The 23,937-nt window shown below is 73.5% G+C and carries 20 protein-coding genes; 10 read left to right on the forward strand and 10 right to left on the reverse strand.

Annotated elements, in window-relative coordinates:
• Positions 1–38: 38 nt before the first annotated feature.
• On the reverse strand, positions 39–1,391 hold the full coding sequence (hisD, locus tag ACIQKA_RS07150; RefSeq protein ID WP_383433100.1) for a histidinol dehydrogenase: 1,353 nt from the start codon (positions 1,389–1,391) through the stop codon (positions 39–41).
• 194 nt (positions 1,392–1,585) lie between these two features.
• Here hisD and ACIQKA_RS07155 point away from each other — a divergent pair, with 194 nt between their 5' ends.
• The 4 genes from ACIQKA_RS07155 to ybaK all read left to right on the forward strand — a co-directional run bounded on the left by ACIQKA_RS07155 (position 1,586) and on the right by ybaK (position 5,720).
• Positions 1,586–3,199: an oxidoreductase gene (locus tag ACIQKA_RS07155; protein ID WP_383441463.1), complete on the forward strand. Its 1,614-nt coding sequence runs from the start codon at positions 1,586–1,588 to the stop codon at positions 3,197–3,199.
• Between the two features lie 145 nt (positions 3,200–3,344).
• Positions 3,345–4,424 carry a hypothetical protein gene (locus ACIQKA_RS07160; RefSeq protein WP_383433105.1) on the forward strand — a complete coding sequence of 360 codons (1,080 nt, stop codon included), beginning with the start codon at positions 3,345–3,347 and terminating at the stop codon, positions 4,422–4,424.
• Positions 4,425–4,435: 11 nt separating this feature from the next.
• Positions 4,436–5,173 (forward strand): LON peptidase substrate-binding domain-containing protein, encoded by a 738-nt coding sequence (locus ACIQKA_RS07165; protein ID WP_402540296.1) that lies wholly within the window; start codon positions 4,436–4,438, stop codon positions 5,171–5,173.
• Positions 5,174–5,222: 49 nt separating this feature from the next.
• Positions 5,223–5,720: a Cys-tRNA(Pro) deacylase gene (gene ybaK, locus ACIQKA_RS07170; protein ID WP_383433110.1), complete on the forward strand. Its 498-nt coding sequence runs from the start codon at positions 5,223–5,225 to the stop codon at positions 5,718–5,720.
• A 28-nt stretch (positions 5,721–5,748) separates the two neighbouring features.
• On the opposite strand, the gene ACIQKA_RS07175 is transcribed toward ybaK, so the two are convergent.
• The 4 genes from ACIQKA_RS07175 to ACIQKA_RS07190 all read right to left on the reverse strand — a co-directional run bounded on the left by ACIQKA_RS07175 (position 5,749) and on the right by ACIQKA_RS07190 (position 9,676).
• Positions 5,749–6,363, reverse strand: coding sequence for a DUF2567 domain-containing protein (locus ACIQKA_RS07175; RefSeq protein WP_402540297.1), 615 nt, complete (start codon positions 6,361–6,363; stop codon positions 5,749–5,751).
• A gap of 34 nt (positions 6,364–6,397) precedes the next feature.
• Complete coding sequence (locus ACIQKA_RS07180; protein WP_402540298.1) at positions 6,398–7,225, reverse strand: ABC transporter permease; 828 nt, start codon at positions 7,223–7,225, stop codon at positions 6,398–6,400.
• A 112-nt stretch (positions 7,226–7,337) separates the two neighbouring features.
• Positions 7,338–8,318, reverse strand: a complete 981-nt coding sequence (locus ACIQKA_RS07185; RefSeq protein WP_383149228.1) for an ABC transporter ATP-binding protein — start codon at positions 8,316–8,318, stop codon at positions 7,338–7,340.
• A 20-nt stretch (positions 8,319–8,338) separates the two neighbouring features.
• Positions 8,339–9,676 carry an NYN domain-containing protein gene (locus ACIQKA_RS07190; RefSeq protein WP_402540300.1) on the reverse strand — a complete coding sequence of 446 codons (1,338 nt, stop codon included), beginning with the start codon at positions 9,674–9,676 and terminating at the stop codon, positions 8,339–8,341.
• A gap of 225 nt (positions 9,677–9,901) precedes the next feature.
• Between ACIQKA_RS07190 and ACIQKA_RS07195 the strand changes: the two genes are divergently transcribed.
• On the forward strand, positions 9,902–10,075 hold the full coding sequence (locus tag ACIQKA_RS07195) for a hypothetical protein (RefSeq protein WP_163013880.1): 174 nt from the start codon (positions 9,902–9,904) through the stop codon (positions 10,073–10,075).
• Positions 10,076–10,147: 72 nt separating this feature from the next.
• Here ACIQKA_RS07195 and dnaE read toward each other — a convergent pair whose 3' ends face one another.
• Complete coding sequence (gene dnaE / locus ACIQKA_RS07200; RefSeq protein WP_383149173.1) at positions 10,148–13,687, reverse strand: DNA polymerase III subunit alpha; 3,540 nt, start codon at positions 13,685–13,687, stop codon at positions 10,148–10,150.
• Positions 13,688–13,877: 190 nt separating this feature from the next.
• Here dnaE and ACIQKA_RS07205 point away from each other — a divergent pair, with 190 nt between their 5' ends.
• From ACIQKA_RS07205 to ACIQKA_RS07225, 5 genes are all read left to right on the forward strand, one after another.
• A complete protein-coding gene (locus ACIQKA_RS07205; RefSeq protein ID WP_402540302.1) occupies positions 13,878–15,233 on the forward strand; it encodes a DUF2252 domain-containing protein in 1,356 nt (451 codons plus the stop codon).
• Between the two features lie 37 nt (positions 15,234–15,270).
• Positions 15,271–15,957 (forward strand): hypothetical protein, encoded by a 687-nt coding sequence (locus tag ACIQKA_RS07210; RefSeq protein ID WP_383441459.1) that lies wholly within the window; start codon positions 15,271–15,273, stop codon positions 15,955–15,957.
• Between the two features lie 94 nt (positions 15,958–16,051).
• Positions 16,052–16,867, forward strand: a complete 816-nt coding sequence (locus ACIQKA_RS07215) for a DsbA family protein (RefSeq protein WP_402540305.1) — start codon at positions 16,052–16,054, stop codon at positions 16,865–16,867.
• A 199-nt stretch (positions 16,868–17,066) separates the two neighbouring features.
• Entirely contained in the window at positions 17,067–18,716 is a 1,650-nt protein-coding gene (locus ACIQKA_RS07220; RefSeq protein WP_383441455.1) for an alkaline phosphatase D family protein, read from the forward strand.
• 356 nt (positions 18,717–19,072) lie between these two features.
• On the forward strand, positions 19,073–20,032 hold the full coding sequence (locus ACIQKA_RS07225; RefSeq protein WP_391093056.1) for a M43 family zinc metalloprotease: 960 nt from the start codon (positions 19,073–19,075) through the stop codon (positions 20,030–20,032).
• Positions 20,033–20,107: 75 nt separating this feature from the next.
• Here ACIQKA_RS07225 and ACIQKA_RS07230 read toward each other — a convergent pair whose 3' ends face one another.
• The 4 genes from ACIQKA_RS07230 to ACIQKA_RS07245 form a co-directional block, all read right to left on the reverse strand.
• Entirely contained in the window at positions 20,108–20,689 is a 582-nt protein-coding gene (locus tag ACIQKA_RS07230) for a dienelactone hydrolase family protein (protein WP_383149185.1), read from the reverse strand.
• A 113-nt stretch (positions 20,690–20,802) separates the two neighbouring features.
• A complete protein-coding gene (locus tag ACIQKA_RS07235; RefSeq protein WP_391093053.1) occupies positions 20,803–22,389 on the reverse strand; it encodes a Na+/H+ antiporter in 1,587 nt (528 codons plus the stop codon).
• Positions 22,390–22,521: 132 nt separating this feature from the next.
• Positions 22,522–22,989 (reverse strand): GNAT family N-acetyltransferase, encoded by a 468-nt coding sequence (locus ACIQKA_RS07240; protein WP_383441453.1) that lies wholly within the window; start codon positions 22,987–22,989, stop codon positions 22,522–22,524.
• Positions 22,986–23,927, reverse strand: a complete 942-nt coding sequence (locus tag ACIQKA_RS07245) for an RluA family pseudouridine synthase (RefSeq protein ID WP_121833682.1) — start codon at positions 23,925–23,927, stop codon at positions 22,986–22,988. The genes ACIQKA_RS07240 and ACIQKA_RS07245 overlap by 4 nt, the downstream gene beginning before the upstream one ends.
• Positions 23,928–23,937: the final 10 nt, after the last annotated feature.

The following is a 23,937-nucleotide window of genomic DNA, read 5'->3' on the forward strand; positions in this document are numbered from 1 at the left end:
GGTCCCGGTCGCCCGGTCTGCGGTCGCTCGGTCTGCGGTCACTTGGTTTCCGGCACCTTCCATCCGAACCGCGCCTTGATCGCGGCGCCGTGGGCCGGCAGGTCCTCGGCCTCCGCGAGGGTCACCACGTGGTGGGCGACGTCCGCGAGGGCGTCGCGGGTGTAGTCCACGATGTGCACCCCGCGCAGGAAGGACTGCACGGAGAGGCCCGAGGAGTGGCAGGCGCAGCCCCCGGTGGGCAGGACGTGGTTGGAGCCGGCGCAGTAGTCGCCGAGCGAGACGGGGGCCCAGGGACCGACGAAGATCGCGCCGGCGTTGCGGACGCGGTCCGCGACGGCGGCGGCGTCGGCGGTCTGGACCTCCAGGTGCTCGGCCCCGTACGCGTCGACGACCTCGAGGCCGTCGGCGAGGTCGCGGACGAGGACGATCGCGGACTGGCGGCCGGCCAGGGCGGGCGCGATCCGGTCGTCGACGTGCTTGGAGGCGGCGACCTGGGTCTTCAGCTCGGCCTCGGTGGCCTCCGCCAGCTCCTCGGAGTCGGTGACGAGGACGGAGGCGGCCATCGGGTCGTGCTCGGCCTGGCTGATGAGGTCGGCGGCGACGTGCACCGGGTCGGCGGTGGAGTCCGCGAGGATCGCGATCTCGGTGGGTCCGGCCTCGGCGTCGATGCCGATGCGGCCCTTGAGGAGGCGCTTGGCGGCGGCCACGTAGATATTGCCGGGGCCGGTGACCAGGTCGACGGGGGCGCAGCCGGCCCCGCCGTCCGTCCCGGTGCCGTCGAGGGTGCCGTACGCGAACATGGCGATGGCCTGGGCGCCGCCGGCGGCGTAGACCTCGTCCACGCCGAGCAGGGCGCAGGCGGCCAGGATCGTCGGGTGCGGGAGGCCGCCGAAGTCCTTCTGCGGGGGCGAGGCGACGGCGACGCCCTCGACGCCGGCCTCCTGGGCCGGGACGACGTTCATCACGACGGAGGACGGGTAGACGGAGCGGCCGCCCGGCACGTACAGGCCGACGCGTCCGACGGGGATCCACTTCTCGGTGACGGTGCCGCCGGGGACGACCCGGGTGGTGTGGGTGGTGCGGCGCTGCTCGCGGTGGACGAGCCGGGCGCGGCGGACGGACTCCTCCAGGGCGGCGCGGACGGCCGGGTCGAGCTCGTCGAGGGCGCGGGCGAGCTCCTCGGCGGGGACGCGCAGGCTCCGGACGCGGACGCCGTCGAACTTCTCCCCGTAGTCGATCACCGCGGCCGCGCCGTGATGCCGTACGTCCTCGCAGATCGGCCGCACCTTCTCCAGGGCGGCTTCCACGTCGAACTCGGCACGGGGCAGCAGGTCGCGCAGGGCGGAACCCTCGGGGAGGGCCTCGCCGCGCAGATCGATTCGAGAGATCACGGGTCAATTCTCTCAGACGCCCCACGGCGTCGGACGCCCGTATCACTGGCTGATACACACCACACTGGCGTCTTGTCGCCACTCCTGACCGTTAGCGTTCAGCCCGTCACACAGCGGGAAGAACGGCTGTACGAATCCACGAATCCCGGGAAGCGGAATCGTGGGTGCGGATCGTGGAAAGCGAGGGGGCGGCAGTGACCGAGCCGCGCGAGGACGGGGTGCCGGACGGCCTCACGGCTCCGGAGCGGGCCCTGTGGCGGGCGTTCCGGGTGGGCAGGACCTGCGATCTGACGGAGGGGGTCGCGGAGCGGGACGACCCGTTCGGGGCGTGGGAGTGGGGCGAGGAGCGGAGCGTCCGCGCCGAGGTGGTGGCGCTGCTGCTGCTCTCCGGCCCGGAGGCCCGGTCCGGCCGGGTGGCCGCGCTGAAGCTGCGCGGGGCGCGGATCACCGGCGTCCTGGACCTGGCGGGCGGGACGATAGGGCCCTACGTGGAGTTGCAGGGCTGCCGGTTCGACGGCGAGGTGGCGGTGCCCGAGGCCCGGTTCGGCACCCTGCGGATGGTCGAGTGCGCGCTGCCGCGCCTGGAGGCGGCCCGGCTGCACACGGAGGGGGACCTGCACCTGCCGCGCTGCCGGGTGCGCTGGGGCATCCGTCTGACGGACGCCCAGATCGGCACGGACCTGCTGATCAACCAGATCCAGGTGTGGCCGGACCGGCGGGGCCGGGCGATCGCGGCGGACGGGATGGTGGTGGCGCAGGACCTCCAGGCCGAGCTGATCGAGACCTACGGCGAGCTGAGCCTGCGCGGGGCCCAGGTCGGGGTCTCGCTCAGCCTGCGGGGCAGCGTGCTGCGCGGCGCGCAGGGCCGCCGCGCGCTCAACGCACCGCAGCTCACGGTGGAGCGCTCCCTCTATCTGAACGCGGCCTGGGTGTACGAGGGGGCGGGGACCGCGGGGACGGTGATCGGCTCGACGGCCACCCCGCCGTACGGGCTGACGCCCGCCCGGGGCACGCGGCGCAAGCCGGTCGAGTTCCACGGCGGGGTGCGGCTCGACGACGGGCGGTTCGGGGACGCGGTGGACCTGAAGCACGCCCGGTTCGTCCTGGACGGCGCGCGCCGGGAGGAGGTGTCGCTGCGCCGGATCGTCACCCCGGAGCTGCGGTTCAACGGCGAGCGCCCGGAGGAGGGGCGGGTGGTGCTCAACGGCGCCAAGATCGTCACGCTCATCGACCTGTGGAGCAGCTGGCCGGGGCCCGGCGGCCTGGCGATGGGCGGCTTCGTCTACGAGAACCTCGTGCCGTACGAGCGCTTCCCGCTGTCCCGGCGCCTGGAGTGGGTGGCGGCGGCGACCCCGGAGTACGCCCCCGAGCCGTACGAGCGCCTCGCGACGGTGCTGCGCAACAGCGGGGAGGACGCGGACGCGCGCGAGGTGCTGCTCGCCAAGCAGCGGCGCCGGCGGGAGACGCTGCCGCTGGCCGGGAAGCTCTGGGGCCACCTCCAGGACTGGACGGTGGCGTACGGCTACCGGCCGGGCCGGGCGGCGCTCTGGATGGCGGTGCTGTGGGCGGCGGGCACGGTGGCCTTCTCCCACTACCGGCCGGTGCCGCTGAAGGAGGACGAGGCACCCGCGTGGAACGGCACGCTGTACGCGCTCGACCTGCTGCTGCCGGTGATCAACCTCGGGCAGGACGGCTACTGGCGCCTCGAAGGCGCGTGGCAGTGGGTGGCGGCGGTGCTGATCCTGCTGGGCTGGATCCTCGCGACGACGGTGGCGGCGGGGGCGACCCGCCTGCTGAGCAGGGGGTGAGGGGTTTTCGCGGAGGGGTCCGGGCGGCGGGGGCGGGGCGCGCGCGGCGGGCGTGTGGAAGCTGTCACGGCGGGGTGAGGGAGCTGTCACGACCGGCCGGGACGGCTGCGGCGGCGCGGGGTGGCGGGGGACAATACGTCACGCCATGTCCTTGTTCCGCGCCCTGGTCGGCGCCGCCCGCTCGGCCCGGCACGCCCCGCGGCTCGCCGCCGGGCTCGTGCCGGACGACGACGTGCTGCTCGACGCCCCGGACGAGCGGCTCGCGCCCGCCCTGGTCGCCGCCGCCCTCGCCGATCCGGAGCCCGCGGCGAAGCTGCTCGCCACCACCCGGGACGCGGCCGAGTGGGAGGACCGCGACCGGTACGTCACCCGGCTCGCCGCCTTCGCGTACCGCAGGGAGGAGTGGCTGCTCCGGTGGCTCTCCGCCGCGCCCCGCGACCCGGACGCGCTCCTCGTCACGGCGCGGCTCGCCGTGCGCCGGGCGTGGGAGTCCCCGGCACGGGCCGAGCGGCTGCGCGAGCTGGACCCGCTGGTCCGGGCGGTCGCCGAGGGGGCGCCGCACGATCCGGTGCCGTGGCGGCTCGCCCTGGACCACGCGCGCGGGGCGCAGGCCGGGCCCGCCGTCTTCGAGACGCTCTGGGAGCAGGCCGTGCGCCGCGCCCCGCACCACTACGGCTGCCACGTCGCGGCCCTGAAGTACCTCTCCGCCCAGGGACCGGGCTCGCACCGCGCCGCGTTCGACTTCGCCGAGCGGGCGGCCGACGACGCCGCCCCGGACTCGCTCGTGCGGGCGCTGCCGGTCCGCGCGGCCCACGAGGCGCTGCGGGTGCCGCCGGGGCAGGACGGTTCCGAGCCGCCGGACCGGCTCGACCGGGCGGCGGACCGGGCCCTCGCCCTGTCGGCGGTCTTCCCGGCGGGCGACCCGTGGCCGGCCGGGGTCCGCAACCTGCTCGCGCACGTGCTGGTGGAGCGGGGCCGGTGGGCGGAGGCCCTGGAGGAGTTCGGCCGGATCGGCCCCCGCGCGACCTCGTTCCCCTGGGAGCCGGCGCGGGACGCCGTGCCGGAGGAGCCGCCTCCGGGCCCCCGGCCGCGCGCGAACGGGGAGGATCCCCTCCTGCGCTTCCTGGCCGCGCGGGACCGGACGCGGTGGGAACTGGCCCGCCGGACGCCCCTGTGGACGCCGGGTCGCGGACGGGCCGGACGGGGCGGGCCCGGCGGCCATTAGGCTTGGCGGCTGTGACCACCGCCCGTCTGCCCCTCTTCCCCCTCAACACGGTGCTGTTCCCGGGCCTCGTGCTGCCGCTGAACGTCTTCGAGGAGCGTTATCGCGCCATGATGCGCGAACTCCTCACGATCGACGAGTCGGAGCCGCGCCGCTTCGCCGTCGTCGCGATCCGCGACGGCCGCGAGGTCGCGCCGACCGCGCCCGGCATGCCGGACCCGACGGCGCTGCCCGAGAAGGGTCCGGGGGCGGGCTTCGGCCCCGACCCGATCCAGTCCTTCCACCGGGTCGGCTGCGTCGCCGACGCGGCGAGCATCCGGGAGCGCGCCGACGGCAGCTTCGAGGTGATGTCCACCGGTACGACCCGGGTGAGGCTGCTCTCGGTGGACGCGGGCGGCCCGTTCCTGACGGCCGAGGTCGAGGAGGTCCCGGAGGAGCGGGGCGAGGGCGCGGGCACGCTCGCCGAGGGGGTGCTGCGGGCCTTCCGGAGCTACCAGAAGCGGCTGGCGGGGGCCCGGGAGCGCTCGCTGACCACGACCGAGCTGCCGGACGACCCGTCGGTGGTGTCGTACCTGGTCGCGTCGGCCGCGATCCTCGACACGCCGTCGAAGCAGCGGCTGCTCCAGGCCCCGGACACGGCGACCCGGCTGCGCGAGGAACTGACCCTGCTGCGCGCGGAGACGGCGGTGCTGCGGCACCTGCCGTCGCTGCCGGCGGTGGACCTGACGCAGGCCCCGACGTACCCGAACTGAGCCGGTCCGGTCCCGGCTGCCCGGGGCCGGGGGAGAACGAGGAGGACGCGTGGCGAAGAAGCAGAGGAAGAGCGCCGGGGGCACTCCGGCGACGGCGGCCCTGACGGCGGCCGGCACGCCGTTCACCGTGCACGCGTACGAGCACGACCCGGCCTCCCCGTCGTACGGCGAGGAGGCGGCGGAGGCCCTGGGCGTCTCCCCCGACCGGGTGTTCAAGACGCTGGTGGCGGACGTCGACGGCGAGCTGACGGTCGCGGTGGTCCCGGTGGCGGGCCGGCTCGACCTGAAGGCGCTGGCCTCGGCGGTCGGCGGCAAGCGCGCGGTGATGGCCGACCCGGTGGCGGCGGAGCGCACCACCGGCTACGTGCGGGGCGGCATCTCCCCGCTGGGGCAGCGCAAGCGGCTGCGCACGGTCCTCGACGCCTCGGCCTCGGAGCACGCGACGGTCTGCGTGTCGGCGGGGCGGCGCGGCCTGGAGGTGGAGCTCTCCCCCGCGGACCTCGCCGCCCTCACCTCGGCGGTGGTGGCCCCGATCGGCCGCGACTGACGCCTCCGGTCCGCGGGGCCGCGGGTTCTCAGAGCGCCTTCGGGTACTCCCAGGGGTCCGGGTCGCGCGGGCCGAAGGCGGCCGTCAGGGCCAGGTGGACGACCATCGCCCCGAGCGGCCAGGCGATGAGCGCGGCGATCCCCAGGTTCAGCTCCAGCGGGGCCTCGAAGGGGACGTCGGGTCCGACGGCCTTGGCGTGGGCGACCACGTCCGGGGTAGGGCCGAAGTGCGTGCCGACGCCCCACGCGAGCAGCGAGCCCAGGACGCCGCCGACGGCCAGGCCGAGGACCAGCGGGACCCCGCCCCGGCGGCGCAGCAGGAAGACGACGAGCCCGGCGACCGCGCCGAAGGCCAGGGCGAGGACGACGAACGTGCCGTCGGCGCCGATCGCGTACTCCCCCTCGGAGTTCCGCAGGTAGACCCCCTTGCCGTCCGAGACGAGCAGGACGCGGGGGGCCAGGTTCAGCCACAGCACTCCGAGCAGCGCTCCCGCGACCGCCGAGACGGCGGTCACCAGAACGCCCTGGATGACCTCGGCCGCCGTGATCGGGTCCCCGGCCGGGCCGGGCGTCGGCGGGACGGGCGGCGGCCGGTCGGGGTCGTGCGGCTGCGGCTGGTGAGGCGGAGTCAGAGGTGCGGTCACCCCGCCATCGTGCCAGGTGTGCCTGTGACCCGCCTCAGCGGACGGCGGCCCTTCGGTACGCCCAGGTGGCGACCACTAGCGAGACCGCGCCGACCGCGCCGCAGACGACGAGGTCGAGGGCGACGGCCGCCCAGTCGGGGTCCGGGTCGAAGGCGCGGGCCAGGGCCTCCACGCCGTACGTCGACGGCAGCAGGTCCCGCGCCCAGCCGATGGGCCCGGGCAGCCGCTCCGCCGGGAGCACGCCGAGGAGCAGCGCCGCCGACATGCCGAGCTGGCCCAGGAGGGTGGCCAGCTCCTGACGGGGCGCGAGGAGCCCGAGGGCGGCGCCGAGCCCGGCGAGGGCGGCGCCGGAGAGCGGGACGACGGCGACGAGGATCCACAGGTGGGTGAGCGGCAGGCCGAAGAGCAGGGAGCCCGCGACGGCGGTGAAGGCGGTCCCGGGGACGGTGAAGGAGGCGTACGCCCCGGCCGCGCCGAGCACGACGGCGGCGGGCGGCACCGGCAGGGTGGCGTAGTGGTCGAGGCCGCCGCCGGCCCGCAGCTGCCCGAAGTACTGGGCGAGCAGGTTGAGCGCGACGAAGGCGACGACGAGGACGGTGGAGCCGGCGACGACCGCGCGCGCCTCGGAGCCGCCGTCGACGACCCCGCGCATCAGGACCATGATCCCGATGGACTGGAAGGTGGCGACGAAGAGCAGCGGGATCCGGGCGACGCGGGCGCGGGAGAGCTGGGCGCGGTAGACGGCGGCCAGGGAGGGCAGCAGCCGGGCGCTCGGGGCGAGGGGCGCGGCGGCGGCCTCGCCGTCGCGCGGACGGACGCCCGGCGCGCGGGTCGGCAGGGCCTCGGCGGGTACGGTGCTCACTGCGGACAGCTCCTGACGGTCGCGTGGGGGTACGGGACGCGGTGCCCCGCGGGGGCGGGGAGGTCCGCGTGCGGGGTGCGGGGGACGCGGCCGCCGTCGGCGGCGGGGCGGGTCATCCCTTCACCAGCCCCTCCGCGCCCTTCGCCCCGCCGCCGAGGGCGAGGTAGACGTCCTCCAGGCTGGGGGTGGCCAGGGTGAAGTCGTCGAGGGCGGCGAAGGCGGCGCCGCCGGTGACGGTGGCGACGGCCGCGCGGGCCGCGTCGGGGGCGAGCCGCAGGACCCAGCGCCGGCCGGTCTCCTGGGCGAGGCCGCGCAGGGCGGCGACCTCGGGCAGGTGGAGGGGGGCGGTCTCGCGCCAGACCAGCTCGACGCGGACCTCGCCCGCGACGCGCTCCTTGAGCCCGGTCGGGGTGTCGCAGGCGATGACCCGGCCGTGTTCGAGGACGGCGACCCGGTCGAGGACGGTCTCGGCCTCGATGACGTTGTGGGTGACGAGCAGCACGGTGGTGCCGTGCTCGGCGCGCCGCCGGTCGACGGCGGCCCAGACGGCGCGGCGGGCGACCGGGTCCATGCCGGTGGTGGGCTCGTCGAGGACGAGGACGGGCCGCCGGCCGACGAGGGCGGCGGCGACGCAGGCGAGGCGGCGCTGTCCGCCGGAGAGCTTCTTGAGGGGCCGGGGGGCGAGCGCGGTGAGGCCGAGCTCCTCCAGGACGGCGCCGCTCTCGGCGCGCGCGTCGCGGGCGGTGAGGCCGCGCAGCCGGCCGGTGGTCTCGGCGGCGAGGGCGACGGTCAGCTCGTCGAGGGCGGTGGACTCCTGGCCGAGGTGGGCGAGGAGCCGGGAGGCCCGCTCGGGGTGGCGCACCAGGTCGTGGCCGAGGAGCTCGACGGAGCCGGAGTCGGGGCGCATGAGCCCGGTGACCTGGCGGACGAGGGTGGACTTGCCCGCCCCGTTGGGGCCGAGCAGCCCGAAGATCTCGCCGCCGCGCACGTCGAGGCTGATCCCGTCGGTGGCCCGCACCTCGGGGGTCGCCGGGGCACCGCGCCTGCCGCGCGTGGCGGGGTACGTCTTGACCAGATCCCGCACCGCGCACACCGTACTCACGGAGGAAGAGCCTACGGGGTCGCCGGGCCCGCTCCGGGCGCGGGGGCGTGTTCGGCGGCGGCGCGGACGTCGATCTCGCGCCAGAAACCGGCCCGGATCGCGTACCGGTCGTGCTCGTCGATCTGGTCGTCCTTGTGGGCGAGGAGGCCGAAGCGGGCGGCGTAGCGGAGGAGTTCGCCGTCGATGCGGTGCGGGATGCGGGGGTAGAGGGTGGAGAGCTTCTGGACGTGGCTCTGCTCCGGGAGGCGTTCCATCCAGCGACGGGCGAACACCTGCCCGACCTCGAAGGGGTCGCCGCCGACGGTGGTGATGTCCTCCTCGCGGTCGGCCCAGCGCTGCTCGGCGCTGGTGAGGGCGGCGAGGGTGGGCAGGGAGGCGGTCTCGGGCGGTTCGCCGAGGGGGGCGGGGCGCTCGACCCAGCCCCGGTCGGAGGACCAGCGGAGCGCGCTGGCGCTCTGCGCGGCGGAGGAGCCGTGGGGGCCGTGGACGCCGTTGGCGGCGGGGCCGCGCAGCCCGGCGAGGTCCTTGGGGGTGGGGACTCCCCTGCTCTGGGCCGGGGCGCGGCCGTTCTCCCCCGCGTGGTCGTGGCCGTGATCGTGGTCGCCGTCGGGGGCGGCGGAGGAGCCGTTCGTCCCGGCCGGGCCCGTGCGCCCGTTCCGCACGGCCGCCGTCGCGGCGGCTTCCGCCGCCCGTTCCGCGGAGGCGGCGAGGGCGGCCTCGGGCAGCGGCGCGGAGAGGATCGCGGCGATCTCGGGGCGCGGGGCGGGCGGGGGCGCGCAGAGGCCGGTGAGGTCCTTGGCGCGGACCGCGCGGGTGATCCAGGCCCGGTCGAGGACCCGCCGCTCGTCGGCCTCGGCGACGAGGTCCTCGGACTGGTTGTAGTCGCCGTCGGCGGCCTGGACGGCCCAGAGGTGGACGGCGACGCCGTGCTCCTTGGCGGACATGAGGCCGGGCAGCAGGTCGCCGTCACCGGTGACGAGCACGATGTCGGAGCAGGCCCTGTTCCGGGCGAGCTCGGTCAGCTCGGTGTGCATGGCCGCGTCGACGCCCTTCTGCGCCCAGCGTCCGTCGCTCCTGGTCAGGGCGCCGAGCCGGACGGTGACCCGGGGCATCACGCGCAGCCTGCGGTGCTCGGGCTGGGGCACCCGGTCGGGCGCGCCGTCGAACCAGTAGATCCGCAGGAGGGGCAGGGCGGTCTCGGCCTCGGCCCGCTGGCGCAGCTGCTGGATCAGCCCGGCGTGGTCGACGGTGATCCGGGAACGGGCCGGTTCCCCGGCGAGGAGGCTGGCGGCGGCGCCCAGCAGGTAGCCGGCGTCCACCAGGACGACGCAGCGGTCCACGTGTTCCACCCTCTTTCGGCCCTGGGGGTCGGACTCGGGATCGGAAGTTGCTCCGGGTTTCCTTCGAGTCTGCCCGACCGCCGGTGGCTTGACGGTCGGAACTGGATCATCGGCGTGGCGGATGTCCTGCTCGCGGGGGGCTGACCCTGCGTAATGATCCAAAATGCGGCGTTTCATGCGGTATGTGAGTCTGACAGCGGCCCTGGCCCCTAATTCCCTTGAGGAGGCATCACCATGGCCAAGAACCGGAACCAGAACCGCGGTCAGAAGCAGCAGTCGCCGGCCGAGCGCGGCGCCCAGCAGGCGCAGCAGTCGGCGATGGAGTCCGAGGCCGCGCAGCGCGCGTCCCAGGTCCTCCCGAGCGACGTCGCCCGCAAGGGCCGCCAGAAGCGCTTCGGCCACAACTGACGGCTTTCGCGTACGGCAAAGGGGCGCGCCCGTGACGACGGGCGCGCCCCTTGCGCACGGCCGGACGGCGGCTCAGCCCGCCAGGCAGGACGGGCCGAGCAGCACCTTCAGGTCGCCGAAGAGCGCCGGGTCGGCCGTCACCCGGTGCCGGTCGAGCCGCAGCACGGTGGTCTTGCGCGGGCCCTGGAGCCTGATCCGCACCTCGGTGTTGCCCTTGTGGTGCTTGAGGATCTCGCCGAGCCTGCTGACCATCGGCGGGGTCACCTTGACCGTCGGGATGGTGAGGATCACCGGCGCGTTGGTCCCGGCGTTGGACAGGTCGGGGACCTGGAGCTCCATGGCGACGAGCCGGGGCACGTCCTCGCGCTTGTCGAGCCGGCCCTTGACGAAGACGACCGTGTCCTCGACGAGCTGGGTGGAGACCAGCTGGTAGGTGGCCGGGAAGAACATGCACTCGATGGAGCCGGCGAGGTCCTCGACGGTGGCGATGGCCCAGGCGTTGCCCTGCTTGGTCATCTTGCGCTGGAGGCCGGAGATGATGCCGCCGATGGTGACGACCGCGCCGTCGCCGTGCTCGCCGCCGGTGAGCTGGGAGATCGCCGCGTCCGTCTTGTCGGAGAGGACGTGCTCGATGCCGAAGAGCGGGTGGTCGGAGACGTAGAGGCCGAGCATCTCGCGCTCCTGGGCGAGCAGGTAGGACTTCTCCCACTCGACGTCGGAGAACTCGACGTCCAGGCCGAAGCCGGGCTCGTCGCTGGTCTCCTCGCCCATGCCGCCGAAGAGGTCGAACTGTCCCTCGGCCTCCTTGCGCTTGACCGCCACCACGTTGTCGATCATGGGTTCGTGGTGGGCGACCAGGCCCTTGCGGGTGTGGCCCATCTCGTCGAAGGCGCCGGCCTTGATCAGCGACTCGACGGTCCGCTTGTTGCAGACGACGGCCTCGACCTTGTCGAGGAAGTCGGGGAAGGAGGAGTACTTCCCCTTGGACTTGCGGGTCTTGATGATCGACTCGACGACGTTGGTGCCGACGTTGCGGACGGCGGTGAGGCCGAAGAGGATCACGTCGTCGCCCTGGGCGGCGAAGTTCGACTGGGACTCGTTGACGTTGGGCGGCAGCACCTTGATGCCCATGCGGCGGCACTCGTTGAGGTAGACCGCGGACTTGTCCTTGTCGTCCTTGACCGAGGTGAGCAGTCCCGCCATGTACTCGGCCGGGTGGTTGGCCTTGAGGTAGGCGGTCCAGTAGGAGACCAGGCCGTACGCGGCGGAGTGCGCCTTGTTGAAGGCGTAGCCGGCGAAGGGGACCAGGACGTCCCAGAGGGACTGGATGGCCTCGTCGCTGTAGCCGTTCTTCCGGGCTCCGGCCTGGAAGATGGTGAAGTTCTTCGCCAGTTCCTCGGGCTTCTTCTTGCCCATCACGCGGCGGAGGATGTCGGCCTCGCCGAGCGAGTAGCCGGCGATGATCTGGGCGGCCTTCTGCACCTGCTCCTGGTAGACGATGAGGCCGTAGGTGACCGCGAGCACCTCTTCGAGCGGCTTCTCCAGCTCGGGGTGGATCGGGGTGATCTCCTGCTGCTTGTTCTTGCGCAGGGCGTAGTTCGTGTGCGAGTTCATGCCCATCGGGCCCGGCCGGTACAGGGCGGACACGGCGGAGATGTCTTCGAAGTTGTCGGGCTTCATCAGCCGGAGCAGCGAGCGCATGGGCCCGCCGTCGAACTGGAAGACGCCGAGGGTGTCGCCGCGCTGGAGCAGTTCGAAGGTCTTCGGGTCGTCGAGCGGCAGGGCGAGGAGGTCGAGGTCGACGCCCTTGTTCGCCTTCACCATCTTGACGGCGTCGTCCATGATGGTGAGGTTGCGCAGGCCCAGGAAGTCCATCTTCAGGAGGCCGAGCGACTCGCACTGCGGGTAGTCCCACTGCGTGATGGTGACGCCGTCGGTGTGCCGCACCCAGATCGGCGCGTGGTCGACGATCGGCTCGCTGGACATGATCACGCCGGCGGCGTGCACGCCCATCTGCCGGACCAGGCCCTCGACGCCCCGGGCGGTGTCGATGACCTTCTTGACGTCGGGCTCGTTCTCGTACATCGCCCGGATCTCGCCCGCCTCGCTGTAGCGCGGGTGGGAGGGGTTGGTGATGCCGTCGAGGTCGATGCCCTTGCCGAGGACGTCGGCGGGCATGGCCTTGGTGAGCCGGTCGCCCATGGCGTACGGGTAGCCGAGGACGCGCGCGGAGTCCTTGATGGCGTTCTTGGCCTTGATCTTGCCGTAGGTGCCGATCATGGCGACCTTGTCGGAGCCGTACTTCTCCGTGACGTAACGGATCACCTCGACGCGCCGGCGCTCGTCGAAGTCGATGTCGACGTCGGGCATGGAGATGCGCTCGGGGTTGAGGAAGCGCTCGAAGATCAGTCCGTGCGGGATGGGGTCGAGGTCGGTGATGCCCATGGCGTACGCGACGATCGAGCCGGCCGCGGAGCCGCGGCCGGGGCCCACGGCGATGCCCTGGCTCTTGGCCCACATGATGAAGTCGGCGACGACGAGGAAGTAGCCGGGGAAGCCCATCGAGATGATGGTGTCCATCTCGTACTCGACCTGCTTCATGCGGTCCTCGGGGATGCCGCCGGGGAACCGGCGGTGCATGCCCCGCATGGTCTCCTCGCGGAACCAGGTGACCTCGGTGTAGCCCTCGGGGATGTCGAACTTCGGCATGAGGTTCTTGGCCTCGAACATGCCGGAGGTGTCGATCTGCTCGGCGACCAGGAGGGTGTTGCGGCAGCCCTCCTGCCAGGCGTCCGAGGAGTCGACGGCGTACATCTCGTCCGTGGACTTCAGGTAGTAGCCGGTGCCGTCGAACTTGAAGCGGTCCGGGTCGGAGAGGTTCTTGCCGGTCTGGATGCAGAGCAGGGCGTCGTGGGCGACGGCCTCGTGCGCGTAGGTGTAGTGCGAGTCGTTGGTGACCAGCGGCGGGATGCCGAGCTTCCTGCCGATCTCCAGGAGTCCGTCGCGGACCCGGTGCTCGATCTCGATGCCGTGGTCCATCAGCTCCAGGAAGTACCGGTCCTTGCCGAAGATGTCCTGGTACTCGGAGGCGGACTTCAGGGCCTCGTCGAACTGGCCGAGGCGCAGCCGGGTCTGGAGCTCGCCGGAGGGGCAGCCGGTGGAGGCGATCAGGCCCTCGGACCACTGGGAGATGGTCTCCTTGTCCATCCGGGGCCACTTCTGGAGCCAGCCCTCGGCGTAGGCGTCGGAGGAGAGCCGGAAGAGGTTGTGGAGGCCGGTGGAGTTCGCCGCCCAGATCGTCTTGTGGGTGTAGCCGCCGGAGCCGGAGACGTCGTCCCGCTTCTGGTGCGGCTGGCCCCACTGGATCTTCCGCTTGTTCCGCCGGGACTCGGGGGCGACGTACGCCTCGATGCCGATGATCGGCGTGACCCCGGCCTTCTTGGCCGTGTGGAAGAAGTCGTACGCGCCGTGCAGGTTGCCGTGGTCGGACATGGCGATGTGCGTCATGCCCATCTCGTTGCACGCGTCGAACATGTCCTTCAGCCGCGCGGCACCGTCCAGCAGCGAGTACTGGGTGTGGACGTGGAGGTGCGTGAAGGGCGGCTTGGTCACGGCGGAAGGCCTCCGGGAACGACGACGGACAGGCTGCGGGCAGTCTGAGGGGGACGGTGTCGGAGTCTAGTCGGGCGGGAGGGTGGAGGGGGGCGCCCGGGGGCTAGGGTCGCGTGTGGGGAGACGGGGAACACCTGTCCCTTTTGTCGTGAACACTCTGCGTGCACGTCCCGTACCAGGAGGCATCCCGATGTCGGTCCCCCGGCCCACCGCCGCCGAGCGCGGCGAGCACATCCTCGCCGTCTTCGGCACCGCGTTCGGCGAGCTGCTCGCCGCCGACCCGGCGGCCTTCCGCGTCAAGTTCCGGAAGATGGCCGGGTCCGCCTTCGCCTTCTACCGGGGCACCGCGTGCCTGTTCTACGCCGACCTGGAGCAGGAGGCGCACGGCGGGCCGTACCTGGACGAGCGCACCGGCCGGGTCTGGATCCACGGCGACCTGCACGCCGAGAACTTCGGCACGTACATGGACGCCAACGGGCGCCTGGTCTTCAACGTCAACGACTTCGACGAGGCGTACGTGGGCCCCTTCACCTGGGACCTGAAGCGGCTCGCGGCCTCGCTCGCCCTGATCGGCTACGCCAAGGCGCTCAGTGACGGGCAGATCACCGGGCTCGTGCGGATCTGCGCCGCCGCCTACCGGGAGCGGATCCACGTCCTGGCGGCCGGCGGGGAGGACGAGGCGCCCGGCTTCACCCTGGAGACCGCCGACGGGCCGCTGCTCGCCGCCCTGCGCACGGCCCGGTCGCTGACCCGCTTCGGGCTCCTCGACTCGATGACCGAGATCCGGGACTTCGAGCGCCGCTTCTCGGCGGGCCGGGGCACGATCGAGCTGGACGCGGCCACCCGCCGCGAGGTCCTGACGGCCTTCGACGCCTATCTGGGGACCCTGCCGGAGTCCAGCCTGGTCCGCCCCGGCTCGCACCGGGTGAAGGACGTGGTGGGGCGGCGCGGGATCGGCATCGGCTCGGCCGGCCTCCCCTCGTACAACGTCCTCCTGGAGGGCAACAGCGACGCCCTGGAGAACGACGTCGTGATCTACCTCAAGCAGGCGCAGACCCCGGCGGTCTCCCGGCACGTGACCGACGCGGCGGTGCGGGAGTACTTCCGGCACGAGGGGCACCGGACGGTGATCTCGCAGCGGGCGCTCCAGGCGCACGCGGACCCCTGGCTGGGGTGGACGGAGCTGGGCGGCGCGGGCCAGCTGGTGGCGGAGGTCTCGCCGTACGCGGTGGACCTGGACTGGTCGGACATCGACGACCCGGCCGAGATCGCGGCGACCGTGGCGGACCTGGGGCGGGCGACCGCGACCATGCACGCGGCGGCGGACGACTCCAGCGGCCACTCCCTCGTGCCGTTCTCGACGGAGCGGGCCATCGACGCGGCGATCGGCGCCGACGGGGAGGGCTTCGCCGAGTCGCTCGTGGACTTCGCGCACTCCTACGGGGCCCGCGCCCGGGCCGACCACCAGATCTTCGTGGACCTCTTCCGCAACGACCGGATCCCGGGGCTCCAGGGGCCGGCGGGACCGTCCACAGTTTCCCTTTAGTGACCCCTTACGCGCCCGCGTGGCACACTCCTGGACGATGGACATGGCAGGGACGCAGCTGAGGGCGCTGCGGGCGGCGTTCTTCACGGCACTGGTCGTGACGCTGTCCGTGGCGTCCCACGTGCTGCTCTCGGGCGTGCCGCTGCCGGTGGGCCCGGTCGTCCCGGTCGCCGCCGCCGTCTTCGCCGTGGCGTACGCGCTGGCCGGCCGCGAGCGCGGCCTCGGCCCGATCGCCGGGCTCCTCGTCCCGCTGGAACTGGCGGCCGACACCTTCTTCACCAGCGGCCAGACGGCCTGCTACGGCCCCGCCGGCGGGCCGGTCGCCGGGTCGCTGCGCGCGGTGGGCGTGGAGGTCTTCTGCGGCGGCGCCGTGGGGGCCCCGCTGCCCGGTGTGGCGGCCCCGGAGAGCGTGCACGCGGCCGCCCTCGTCTCCTCCCCCGACCCGGCGCTGCCGTGGCTGCTGCTCCTGGCCCACGTGGGCGTCGGGTTCTCGGCGGCCTGCTGGCTGCGCGGCGGGGAGCGGGCGCTCGCCCGGCTGGTCGGCGCGGTGGAGGCCTTCGCGTTCCGGCCGCTGCTGCTCGTGGCGGCCCTCTTCCGCTCGGGGCGCCCGGCGCCCCGGCGCTCCGGGCGCCCCGAGGGCCGGCCCCGGTCCTCGCGCACCCGGCTCCTCGTGCACTCCGTGGGGCGGCGGGGGCCGCCGCTTCCGGGCCTCGCCCTCGTCTGAGCGAGCCCCGCGGCTCCCCTTTCCCCCTTTTCACGGGCGCCCCACGTCCTCCACGGACGTCGCGCGCCCCGCAGGACCCACGGAGAAGAAGATCATGAGTGCACGCAACAGCCAGGCCAACAAGGCGGCCGCCCGCGAGCGACTGCGCCGGGAGCGCGAGCAGCAGGCGAAGAAGGAGCGGGTGCGCCGGCAGCTCGTCGTGGCCGGTTCGGCCGTGGCCGTGCTCGCCGTCGCCGGCGGCGTCGGCTACGCGGTGGTGCAGGCCAACAAGCCGTCCGCGTGGGAGACGGCGGCGAAGGCGACGTCCGTCACGGCCCCGAAGAACACCTCGGGCGCGAACGGCACGACGGTCGTCGTCGGCAAGGCCTCCGCGAAGAAGACCCTGGAGCTGTACGAGGACTCGCGCTGTCCGGTCTGCGCGACCTTCGAGCAGTCGGTCGGCCCCACGGTCGAGAAGGACGTCGAGGCCGGCACGTACAAGGTCCGGTACGTCGGCGCCACCTTCATCGACGACGCCGCCACGGGCGAGGGCTCCAAGAACGCCCTCTCGGCGCTGGGCGCGGCCCTGGACGTGAGCCCGGAGGCCTTCCTGAGGTACAAGTCCGCGCTCTACTCCACGAAGTTCCACCCGGAGGAGAACGACGACAAGTTCGCCAAGGACTCCTACCTCCTGGAGGTCGCGGACTCGGTGCCGGCGCTCAAGGGCAACGCCGCGTTCAAGAAGAACGTCGAGGAGGGCACCTTCGACGCCTGGGCGATGAAGATGTCCGAGGCCTTCGACGACAGCGGGGTCAAGGGCACCCCGACGCTGAAGATGGACGGCAAGCCGGTGACGGTCCAGGGCTCCGACAACCCGCCGATGACGCCGGAGGAGTTCACCACGGCGATCACCGCGGCCCTCAAGGGCTGACGCCCGCCGCCGGTCCCCGTCCCGGAGGCCGGCGCCCGCTCCGCGGCGGGGCACCGGCCTCCCGGCCCCGGACCACCGGTCCGGGGCCGGGACGCGTCCGGACCGGCTCCGGTCCTCCGGGCGTCCCGGGGGCGGCCAGTCGGCGAACTTCCGGATTTCGCCTGCCCTCCGGCCGTACCCGTCAGTAATCTGACTGCCCGTGACCAGTCGCTCCCTGTCCTCCGCCCCCACCCGCCGCACGGTCGTGAAGGCCGCCGCCGTCACCGCCGTCGCCGCGCCCGCCCTCCTCGGCGCGGCCTCCCCCGCCCTCGCGGGGTCCGGGTCCCCCGCCTTCCTCCACGGCGTCGCCTCCGGCGACCCGCTGCCCGACGGCGTCCTGCTCTGGACGCGCGTCACCCCCGTTCCCGAGGCCCTGCCCGGTTCCGGCCTCGGCCCCGACGTCCGGGTCGGCTGGGAGGTGGCCGAGGACCGCGCCTTCGCCCGGACCGTCGCCTCCGGCACGACCACGGCGGGCGCCGCCACCGACCACACCGTGAAGGCGGACGTCCGGGGCCTGCGCCCGGCCACCTCCTACTGGTTCCGCTTCACCGTGGACGGCGCGGTCTCGCCGGCCGCCCGCACCCGCACCGCCCCGGCCGCCGACGCCGCCGCGCCCGGCGTCCGCTTCGGCGTGGTCTCCTGCGCGAACTGGGAGGCCGGGTACTTCTCGGCGTACCGCCACCTCGCCGCCCGCGCCGACCTGGACGCGGTGCTCCACCTCGGCGACTACCTCTACGAGTACGCCGCCGGGGTCTACCCCGACGCGAAGGAGACCGTCCGGTCCCACGAGCCGCGCCACGAGATCGTCTCGCTCGCCGACTACCGCGCCCGGCACGGGAAGTACAAGACGGACCCCGACCTCCAGTCGCTGCACGCGGCGCACCCGGTGATCGCCATCTGGGACGACCACGAGTTCGCCAACGACGCCTGGACGGGCGGGGCCGAGAACCACACCCCCGGCGCCGAGGGCGAGTGGGCGGCCCGGGTGGCGGCCGCCAAGCGGGCGTACTTCGAGTGGATGCCGGTCCGGGCGTCCACCGAGGGGACGGTCTTCCGGCGGCTGCGCTTCGGCAGGCTGGCCGATCTGCACCTGCTCGACCTGCGCTCGTTCCGCTCGGCCCAGGCGAAGACGGGCAGCGGCACGGTCGACGACCCGGAGCGGAGCATCACCGGGCGCGCCCAACTGGACTGGCTCAAGGCCGGGCTTGCCGGTTCGGACGCGACCTGGCAGCTGGTCGGCACCTCGGTGATGATCTCGCCGGTCGCCTTCGGCGCCCTGCCCGCCCACCTCCTGGAGCCGCTCGCGGAGCTGACGGGCCTGCCGAAGGAGGGGCTCGCGGTCAACGTCGACCAGTGGGACGGCTACACGGACGACCGGAAGGAGCTGCTCGCGCACCTGACCTCGCGGGGCGTCCGGAACACGGTCTTCCTGACCGGCGACATCCACATGGCCTGGGCCAACGACGTGCCGGTGAAGGCCGCGACGTATCCGCTCTCGGCCTCGGCGGCGACCGAGTTCGTGGTCACCTCGGTGACCTCGGACAATCTGGACGACCTGCTGCACGTGGCGCCGGGGACGCTCTCGGCGGTGGCGGCGACCGCGGTGAAGGCGGCCAACCGGCACGTGAAGTGGGTGGACATGGACCACCACGGCTACGGGGTGCTCGACGTGACCGCCGCCCGCTCGCAGATGGACTACTACACGGTCTCCGACAAGAGGGATCCGGCCGCGACGGCGGCCTGGGCGCGCTCGTACCGGACGCCGAGCGGAACGCAGCGTGTCGAGCGGGTGTACCAGCCGGTCCTCTGAGACAGCTCGGATGGTTGATTTTCAGCCATGATCCCTTCTGTTAACGAGAGATCACACGGCTACGGCGGGTGGCGAGTTCCAGCGATCGAATCCGGACACACCACCCGCCTCCGTCCCTCCGCTCGTTACGTCGACGTCTCAAACTCCGGAAGGCGCAGAAGATTTTCTTCCCGTTGCACCGAATTGCCCCATGGATGATTGGGCCTGATCACTCCTCAACGATCTCTGACATGGACGCGTAATCTCCCCGGCGTGGCGGAGGAAGTTCCTCCGCGCACCCCCCACGAGGAGTCACCATGCGTGCTCTTGTCCGCATATCCCCGCGTACGTCACGTCGTGTCATCGGTACGGCCGTCATGGCCGGAACCCTGGCCCTTGCCCCGCTCTCGGCGCCCGTCGCCACCGGTGCCGCCACCGCCGACCGCGCCGCCTCCCTGTCCGCCGAGGAGTGCGAGGACGGCACCGGGGCCGTCTCCGCCGCCCGCAAGGCGCGCGGCGCCGACAGCCACGCCGCCGAGCCGAACGAGGTCTCGGCCGCCCGGGCCGAGGCGATGGACGCGGACCTCCGGAAGAGACTGGCGTCGCTCTCCCCGGCCGCGGCCGCCAGTGCCGCCCGGGCCGCCGCCTCGGGCCGGGCCGCCGCCGCGGTCACCATCCCGGTGTACTTCCACGTCATCCACTCCGGGACGACGGGCAAGCTCTCCGCCTCCGCCGTCAACAGCCAGATCGCGGTCCTCAACGCGGCCTACGGCGGCCAGGGCACCGGCAACGTGAACACCAACTTCCAGTTCACGCTGGCCGGCACGGACTACACGGACAACTCGACCTGGTACAACCTGTCCTCCGGTTCCAGCGCCGAGAAGCAGATGAAGCAGACGCTCCGCAAGGGCGGCGCCAACGCGCTGAACTTCTACACCGCCAAGCTCGGCGGCGGCCTCCTCGGCTGGGCGACCTTCCCGTCCTCGTACAAGTCCAACCCGAAGATGGACGGCGTCGTCGTCCTGGACGCCTCGCTCCCGGGCGGCTCGGCGGCCAACTACAACCAGGGCGACACCGGTACGCACGAGGTCGGCCACTGGATGGGGCTGTACCACACCTTCCAGGGCGGTTGCAGCGGCAGCGGCGACTCCGTGGCCGACACCCCGGCCGAGTCGAGCCCGGCCTACGAGTGCCCGACGGGCCGCGACACCTGCACCACGACGGGCGCGGACCCGATCCACAACTTCATGGACTACACGTACGACTCCTGCATGTACCAGTTCACCGCGGGCCAGGTGTCCCGGATGAACCAGCACTGGACCGCGTACCGCGGCTGACCCGGCTCCGGGAACACACCGGGGGCGCGGCGGGAAGAGCCTCCCGCCGCGCCCCCGGCGCACGTCCGCGCGGAGTCACGCCGCGTCCGCCAGCTCCTCCAGGAACGCGAGCGCCACCGCCCAGGTCCGCTCGGCCGCCTCCGCGTCCCAGTCCGGCAGCTCCGGGTCCGTGTAGAGGTGCCCGGCGCCCCGGTAGCGGTGGACCTCCACGTCCGCCCCCGCCCGGCCCATCCGGAGGTACCAGGCGGACAGCCAGTCGTCCGTCTCGTAGGGATCGGGCTCGGCCACGTGCAGCTGCACGGGCAGCTCGTCCACCGACGCGTTCGGCGCGAGGTCCGAGGTGCCGTGCAGCAGCAGGAGGCCGCGCGCCTTCTCGTCGCCGAGGGCCAGGGTCTGCGCGACCGACGCGCCCAGCGAGAAGCCGGCGTAGACGAGTCCGCGCTCCGAGTACGGGGCGGCGGCCAGGATCGCGCGCCTCAGGAGCTCGTCCTTGCCGATCTCGTCCCGCTTCGCCGTGCCCTCCTCCACCGAATCCGTGGTCCAGCCGTCGAAGAGGTCCGGCGTCCACACCCGGTGCCCGGCGTCCCGCAGCCGGTCGGCCGCGGCCTGCACGGCCGGGCGCGGTCCGTACACCGAGTGGAAAAGCATGATGTCCATGTCCGCCATCCTGCCACCCGCGGCGGACCGCCCCCGCGCGCCGGGCCCGGCACCCCCACCGGCCCGTGCCCCGCGCGTCACCGGCCCCGCACACCGCCGCGGACCGCCCCCGCTCACCGCATGCTGCGCACGTCCAGCTGGCGGAGCACCCGGTCCACCACCTCCGGGTCGGCGCCCGGCTCGCTGCGCGCCGCCAGGACCTCGTGCCGGGCGGCCGACATCAGCTCCCGCTGGATGCGCTGCACCGCCTTGAAGCGGTCCACCCGCTCCGCGAAGGCGGCCCGCCGCTCGTCGTCCACGACGTCGGGGCTGATCCGCGCCGCGATGTCGAAGGCGCTGCGCTGGAGCCGCTCCTGCACCTCCTCCGGCAGGTCCTCGACCTCCTCGATCTCCTTGAGCCGCCGTTTGGCCGCCTTCGCGGCCCGGACCGCGAGGTCGTGCTCCAGGACCCGTTCGGCCTCGGCGTCCGCCTTCACCCCCAGCCACCGGACCAGGGTGGGCAGGGTGAGCCCCTGGAGGACGAGCGTGGTGAGGATCACGCAGAAGGCGATGAAGACGATCTCCGCGCGGCCGGGGAAGGGCTCGCCGTCGTCGGTGGTGAGCGGGACGGCGAGCGCGAGCGCCACCGAGGCCACCCCGCGCATCCCCGCCCACCACATGACGACGGTCTCCCGCCAGCTCACCGGGATCTCCTCGTCCACGTCCCGGAGCGTGTGCAACTTCTTCGCCAGCCAGGTCGCGGGCAGCAGCCACAGCAGCCGGACGACGACGACCGTCCCGGCCACCGCGGCGCCCCAGCCGAGCATCTCCAGGACGTGCCCGTCGGCGTATCCGAAGACGTGGACGACCTCCAGGCCGATGAGGCCGAAGGCGATGCCGGTCACGAGGGTGTCGACGATCTCCCAGAAGGTCTGTCCGGCGAGCCGGCCCATGACGTCGTCCGCGTCGGCCGCGTGCTCGGCCAGGAAGAGCGCGGTGATCAGGACGGAGAGGACGCCGGAGCCGTGCAGCTCCTCGGCGAGCACGTAGCTCACGAAGGGGACGAGGAGGGTGAGTCCGGTCTGGAGGGTGGCGTCGCCCAGGAACCCGATGAGCTTGTTGGAGAGCCAGCCGAGCCCCAGGCCGACGACCACGGCCACGACGGCGGAGAGCACCAGGGCGCCGGCCGCCCCGGGCAGCGAGAAGGAGCCGCTGACGGCGGCGGCGATCGCCACGTGGTAGAGCACGATCGCGGTGACGTCGTTGAAGAGCCCCTCGCCCTCCAGGATCGACACGAGCCGGCGGGGCAGCCCGAGGGAGCCCGCGACGGCGGTCGCGGCGACCGGGTCGGGCGGGGCGACGAGGGCGCCGAGCGCGATGGCGGCGGCCAGCGGAATGCCGGGCACCAGCGCGTTGGCGACGGCGCCGACGGCGGCCGTGGTGACGAAGACCAGGGCCACCGCGAGCAGGAAGATGGGCCGCTTGTTGGCCGCGAACTGGCGCCAGGAGGTCCGCTGCACGGCCGCGTAGAGCAGGGGCGGCAGCACCAGCGGGAGGATGTACTCCGGCGGGATCTCGACGTTCGGCACGAAGGGCAGGAAGGCCAGCACGATCCCGACGAGGGTCATCAGGACGGGCGCGGGCAGCCCGAGCCGCTCGCCGAGGGGGACGGTGAGCAGGGCGCCGAGGAGCAGCAGGAACAGCAGGGCCAATTGATCCACGGGCTCAGCCTGCCACGTAGGCCTCTTTTCACACGTGTTGTCCCCGGGGTGCCGCGGCGGACGGTCCCCGGGAGGGGCCGGCCGGGCCCGGGGAGCGTCCGGCGGGCCCGGGCGCGACCCGCCGGACGGGCGCTACAGCGCCTTGCGCATGGCCCGGTGCGGGATGCCCGCGTCCGGGAACTCGGGGCCGTACGCCTCGTACCCGAGCCGCTCGTAGAAGCCGAGGGCGTGGGTCTGCGCGTGCAGGTCGACGGCGGTCAGACCGCGCTCGCGCGCCGCACCCTCGATGCCCCGGACCAGGGCCGCGCCGACCCCGAGGCCGCGCGCCGCCCCGGCGACCGCGAGCCGGCCGAGCGAGCCCACCGAGGCGTCGCCGCCGGTCTTGCCGAGTGCGTCGGCGCCGTGCAGCAGGCGTCCGGTGCCCAGCGGAAGGCCGTCCGCGCGGACCGCGAGGACGTGCACGGCGGTCGCGTCGTACGCGTCGTACTCCAGCTCCCGGGGCACGCCCTGCTCCTCGACGAAGACCTCGCGGCGGACCGCGAAGCAGGCCTCCCGGTCCTCGTCGCCCAGGACCTCGCGGACCTCGTACGCGGCGCTCACCGGCTCTCCGCCTCGATCCGGTCCAGGGCCTTGCGCAGGTCCTCGGGGTAGGTGCTGGCGAACTCGACCCACGAGCCGTCGCCGGGGTGCTCGAAGCCGAGGCGGACGGCGTGCAGCCACTGCCGGGTCAGGCCGAGGCGCTTGGCGATCGTCGGGTCGGCGCCGTAGGTGAGGTCGCCGACGCAGGGGTGGCGGTGGGCGGACATGTGCACCCGGATCTGGTGGGTGCGGCCCGTCTCCAGCTTGATGTCGAGCAGCGAGGCCGAGCGGTACGCCTCGATGAGGTCGTAGTGCGTGACGGAGGGCTTGCCGTCGGCGGTGACCGCCCACTTGTAGTCGTGCTGGGGGTGCCGGCCGATGGGGGCGTCGATGGTGCCGCTCATCGGGTCGGGGTGGCCCTGGACGAGCGCGTGGTAGCGCTTGTCGACCGTGCGCTCCTTGAACTGGCGCTTGAGCGAGGTGTACGCGTACTCCGACTTCGCGACGACCATCAGGCCGGAGGTGCCGACGTCGAGGCGGTGCACGATGCCCTGGCGCTCGGCGGCGCCGGAGGTGGAGATGCGGTAGCCGGCGGCGGCGAGGCCGCCGATGACGGTGGTGCCGGTCCAGCCGGGGCTGGGGTGGGCGGCGACGCCGATCGGCTTCATGATCACGACGATGTCGTCGTCGTCGTGGACGATCTCCATGCCCTCGACCGGCTCCGCGACGATCTGCACGGGCGCCGCCGCGCCCGGCATCTCGACCTCCAGCCACGCGCCGCCGCTGACCCGCTCGGACTTGCCGACGACGGAGCCGTCGACCTGGACCTTCCCTGCGGCGGCCAGCTCGGCCGCCTTCGTGCGGGAGAACCCGAACATGCGGGCGATGGCGGCGTCGACGCGCTCGCCCTCCAGGCCATCGGGAACGGGCAGCGTGCGGATCTCGGGACTCGTACTCACCCGTCGAGTA

The organism is Streptomyces sp. NPDC092045 (assembly GCF_044756005.1).
GTDB lineage: Bacteria > Actinomycetota > Actinomycetes > Streptomycetales > Streptomycetaceae > Streptomyces.

Bases quoted from the DNA above. Each gene is read 5' to 3' on its own strand.
- ACIQKA_RS07160 (WP_383433105.1), top strand. From the start codon at position 3,345: ATGTCCTTGTTCCGCGCCCTGGTCGGCGCCGCCCGCTCGGCCCGGCAC.
- ACIQKA_RS07195 (WP_163013880.1), top strand. From the start codon at position 9,902: ATGGCCAAGAACCGGAACCAGAACCGCGGTCAGAAGCAGCAGTCGCCG.
- ACIQKA_RS07205 (WP_402540302.1), top strand. From the start codon at position 13,878: ATGTCGGTCCCCCGGCCCACCGCCGCCGAGCGCGGCGAGCACATCCTC.
- ACIQKA_RS07210 (WP_383441459.1), top strand. From the start codon at position 15,271: ATGGACATGGCAGGGACGCAGCTGAGGGCGCTGCGGGCGGCGTTCTTC.
- ACIQKA_RS07215 (WP_402540305.1), top strand. From the start codon at position 16,052: ATGAGTGCACGCAACAGCCAGGCCAACAAGGCGGCCGCCCGCGAGCGA.
- ACIQKA_RS07225 (WP_391093056.1), top strand. From the start codon at position 19,073: ATGGCCGGAACCCTGGCCCTTGCCCCGCTCTCGGCGCCCGTCGCCACC.
- ACIQKA_RS07230 (WP_383149185.1), bottom strand. From the start codon at position 20,689: ATGGACATCATGCTTTTCCACTCGGTGTACGGACCGCGCCCGGCCGTG.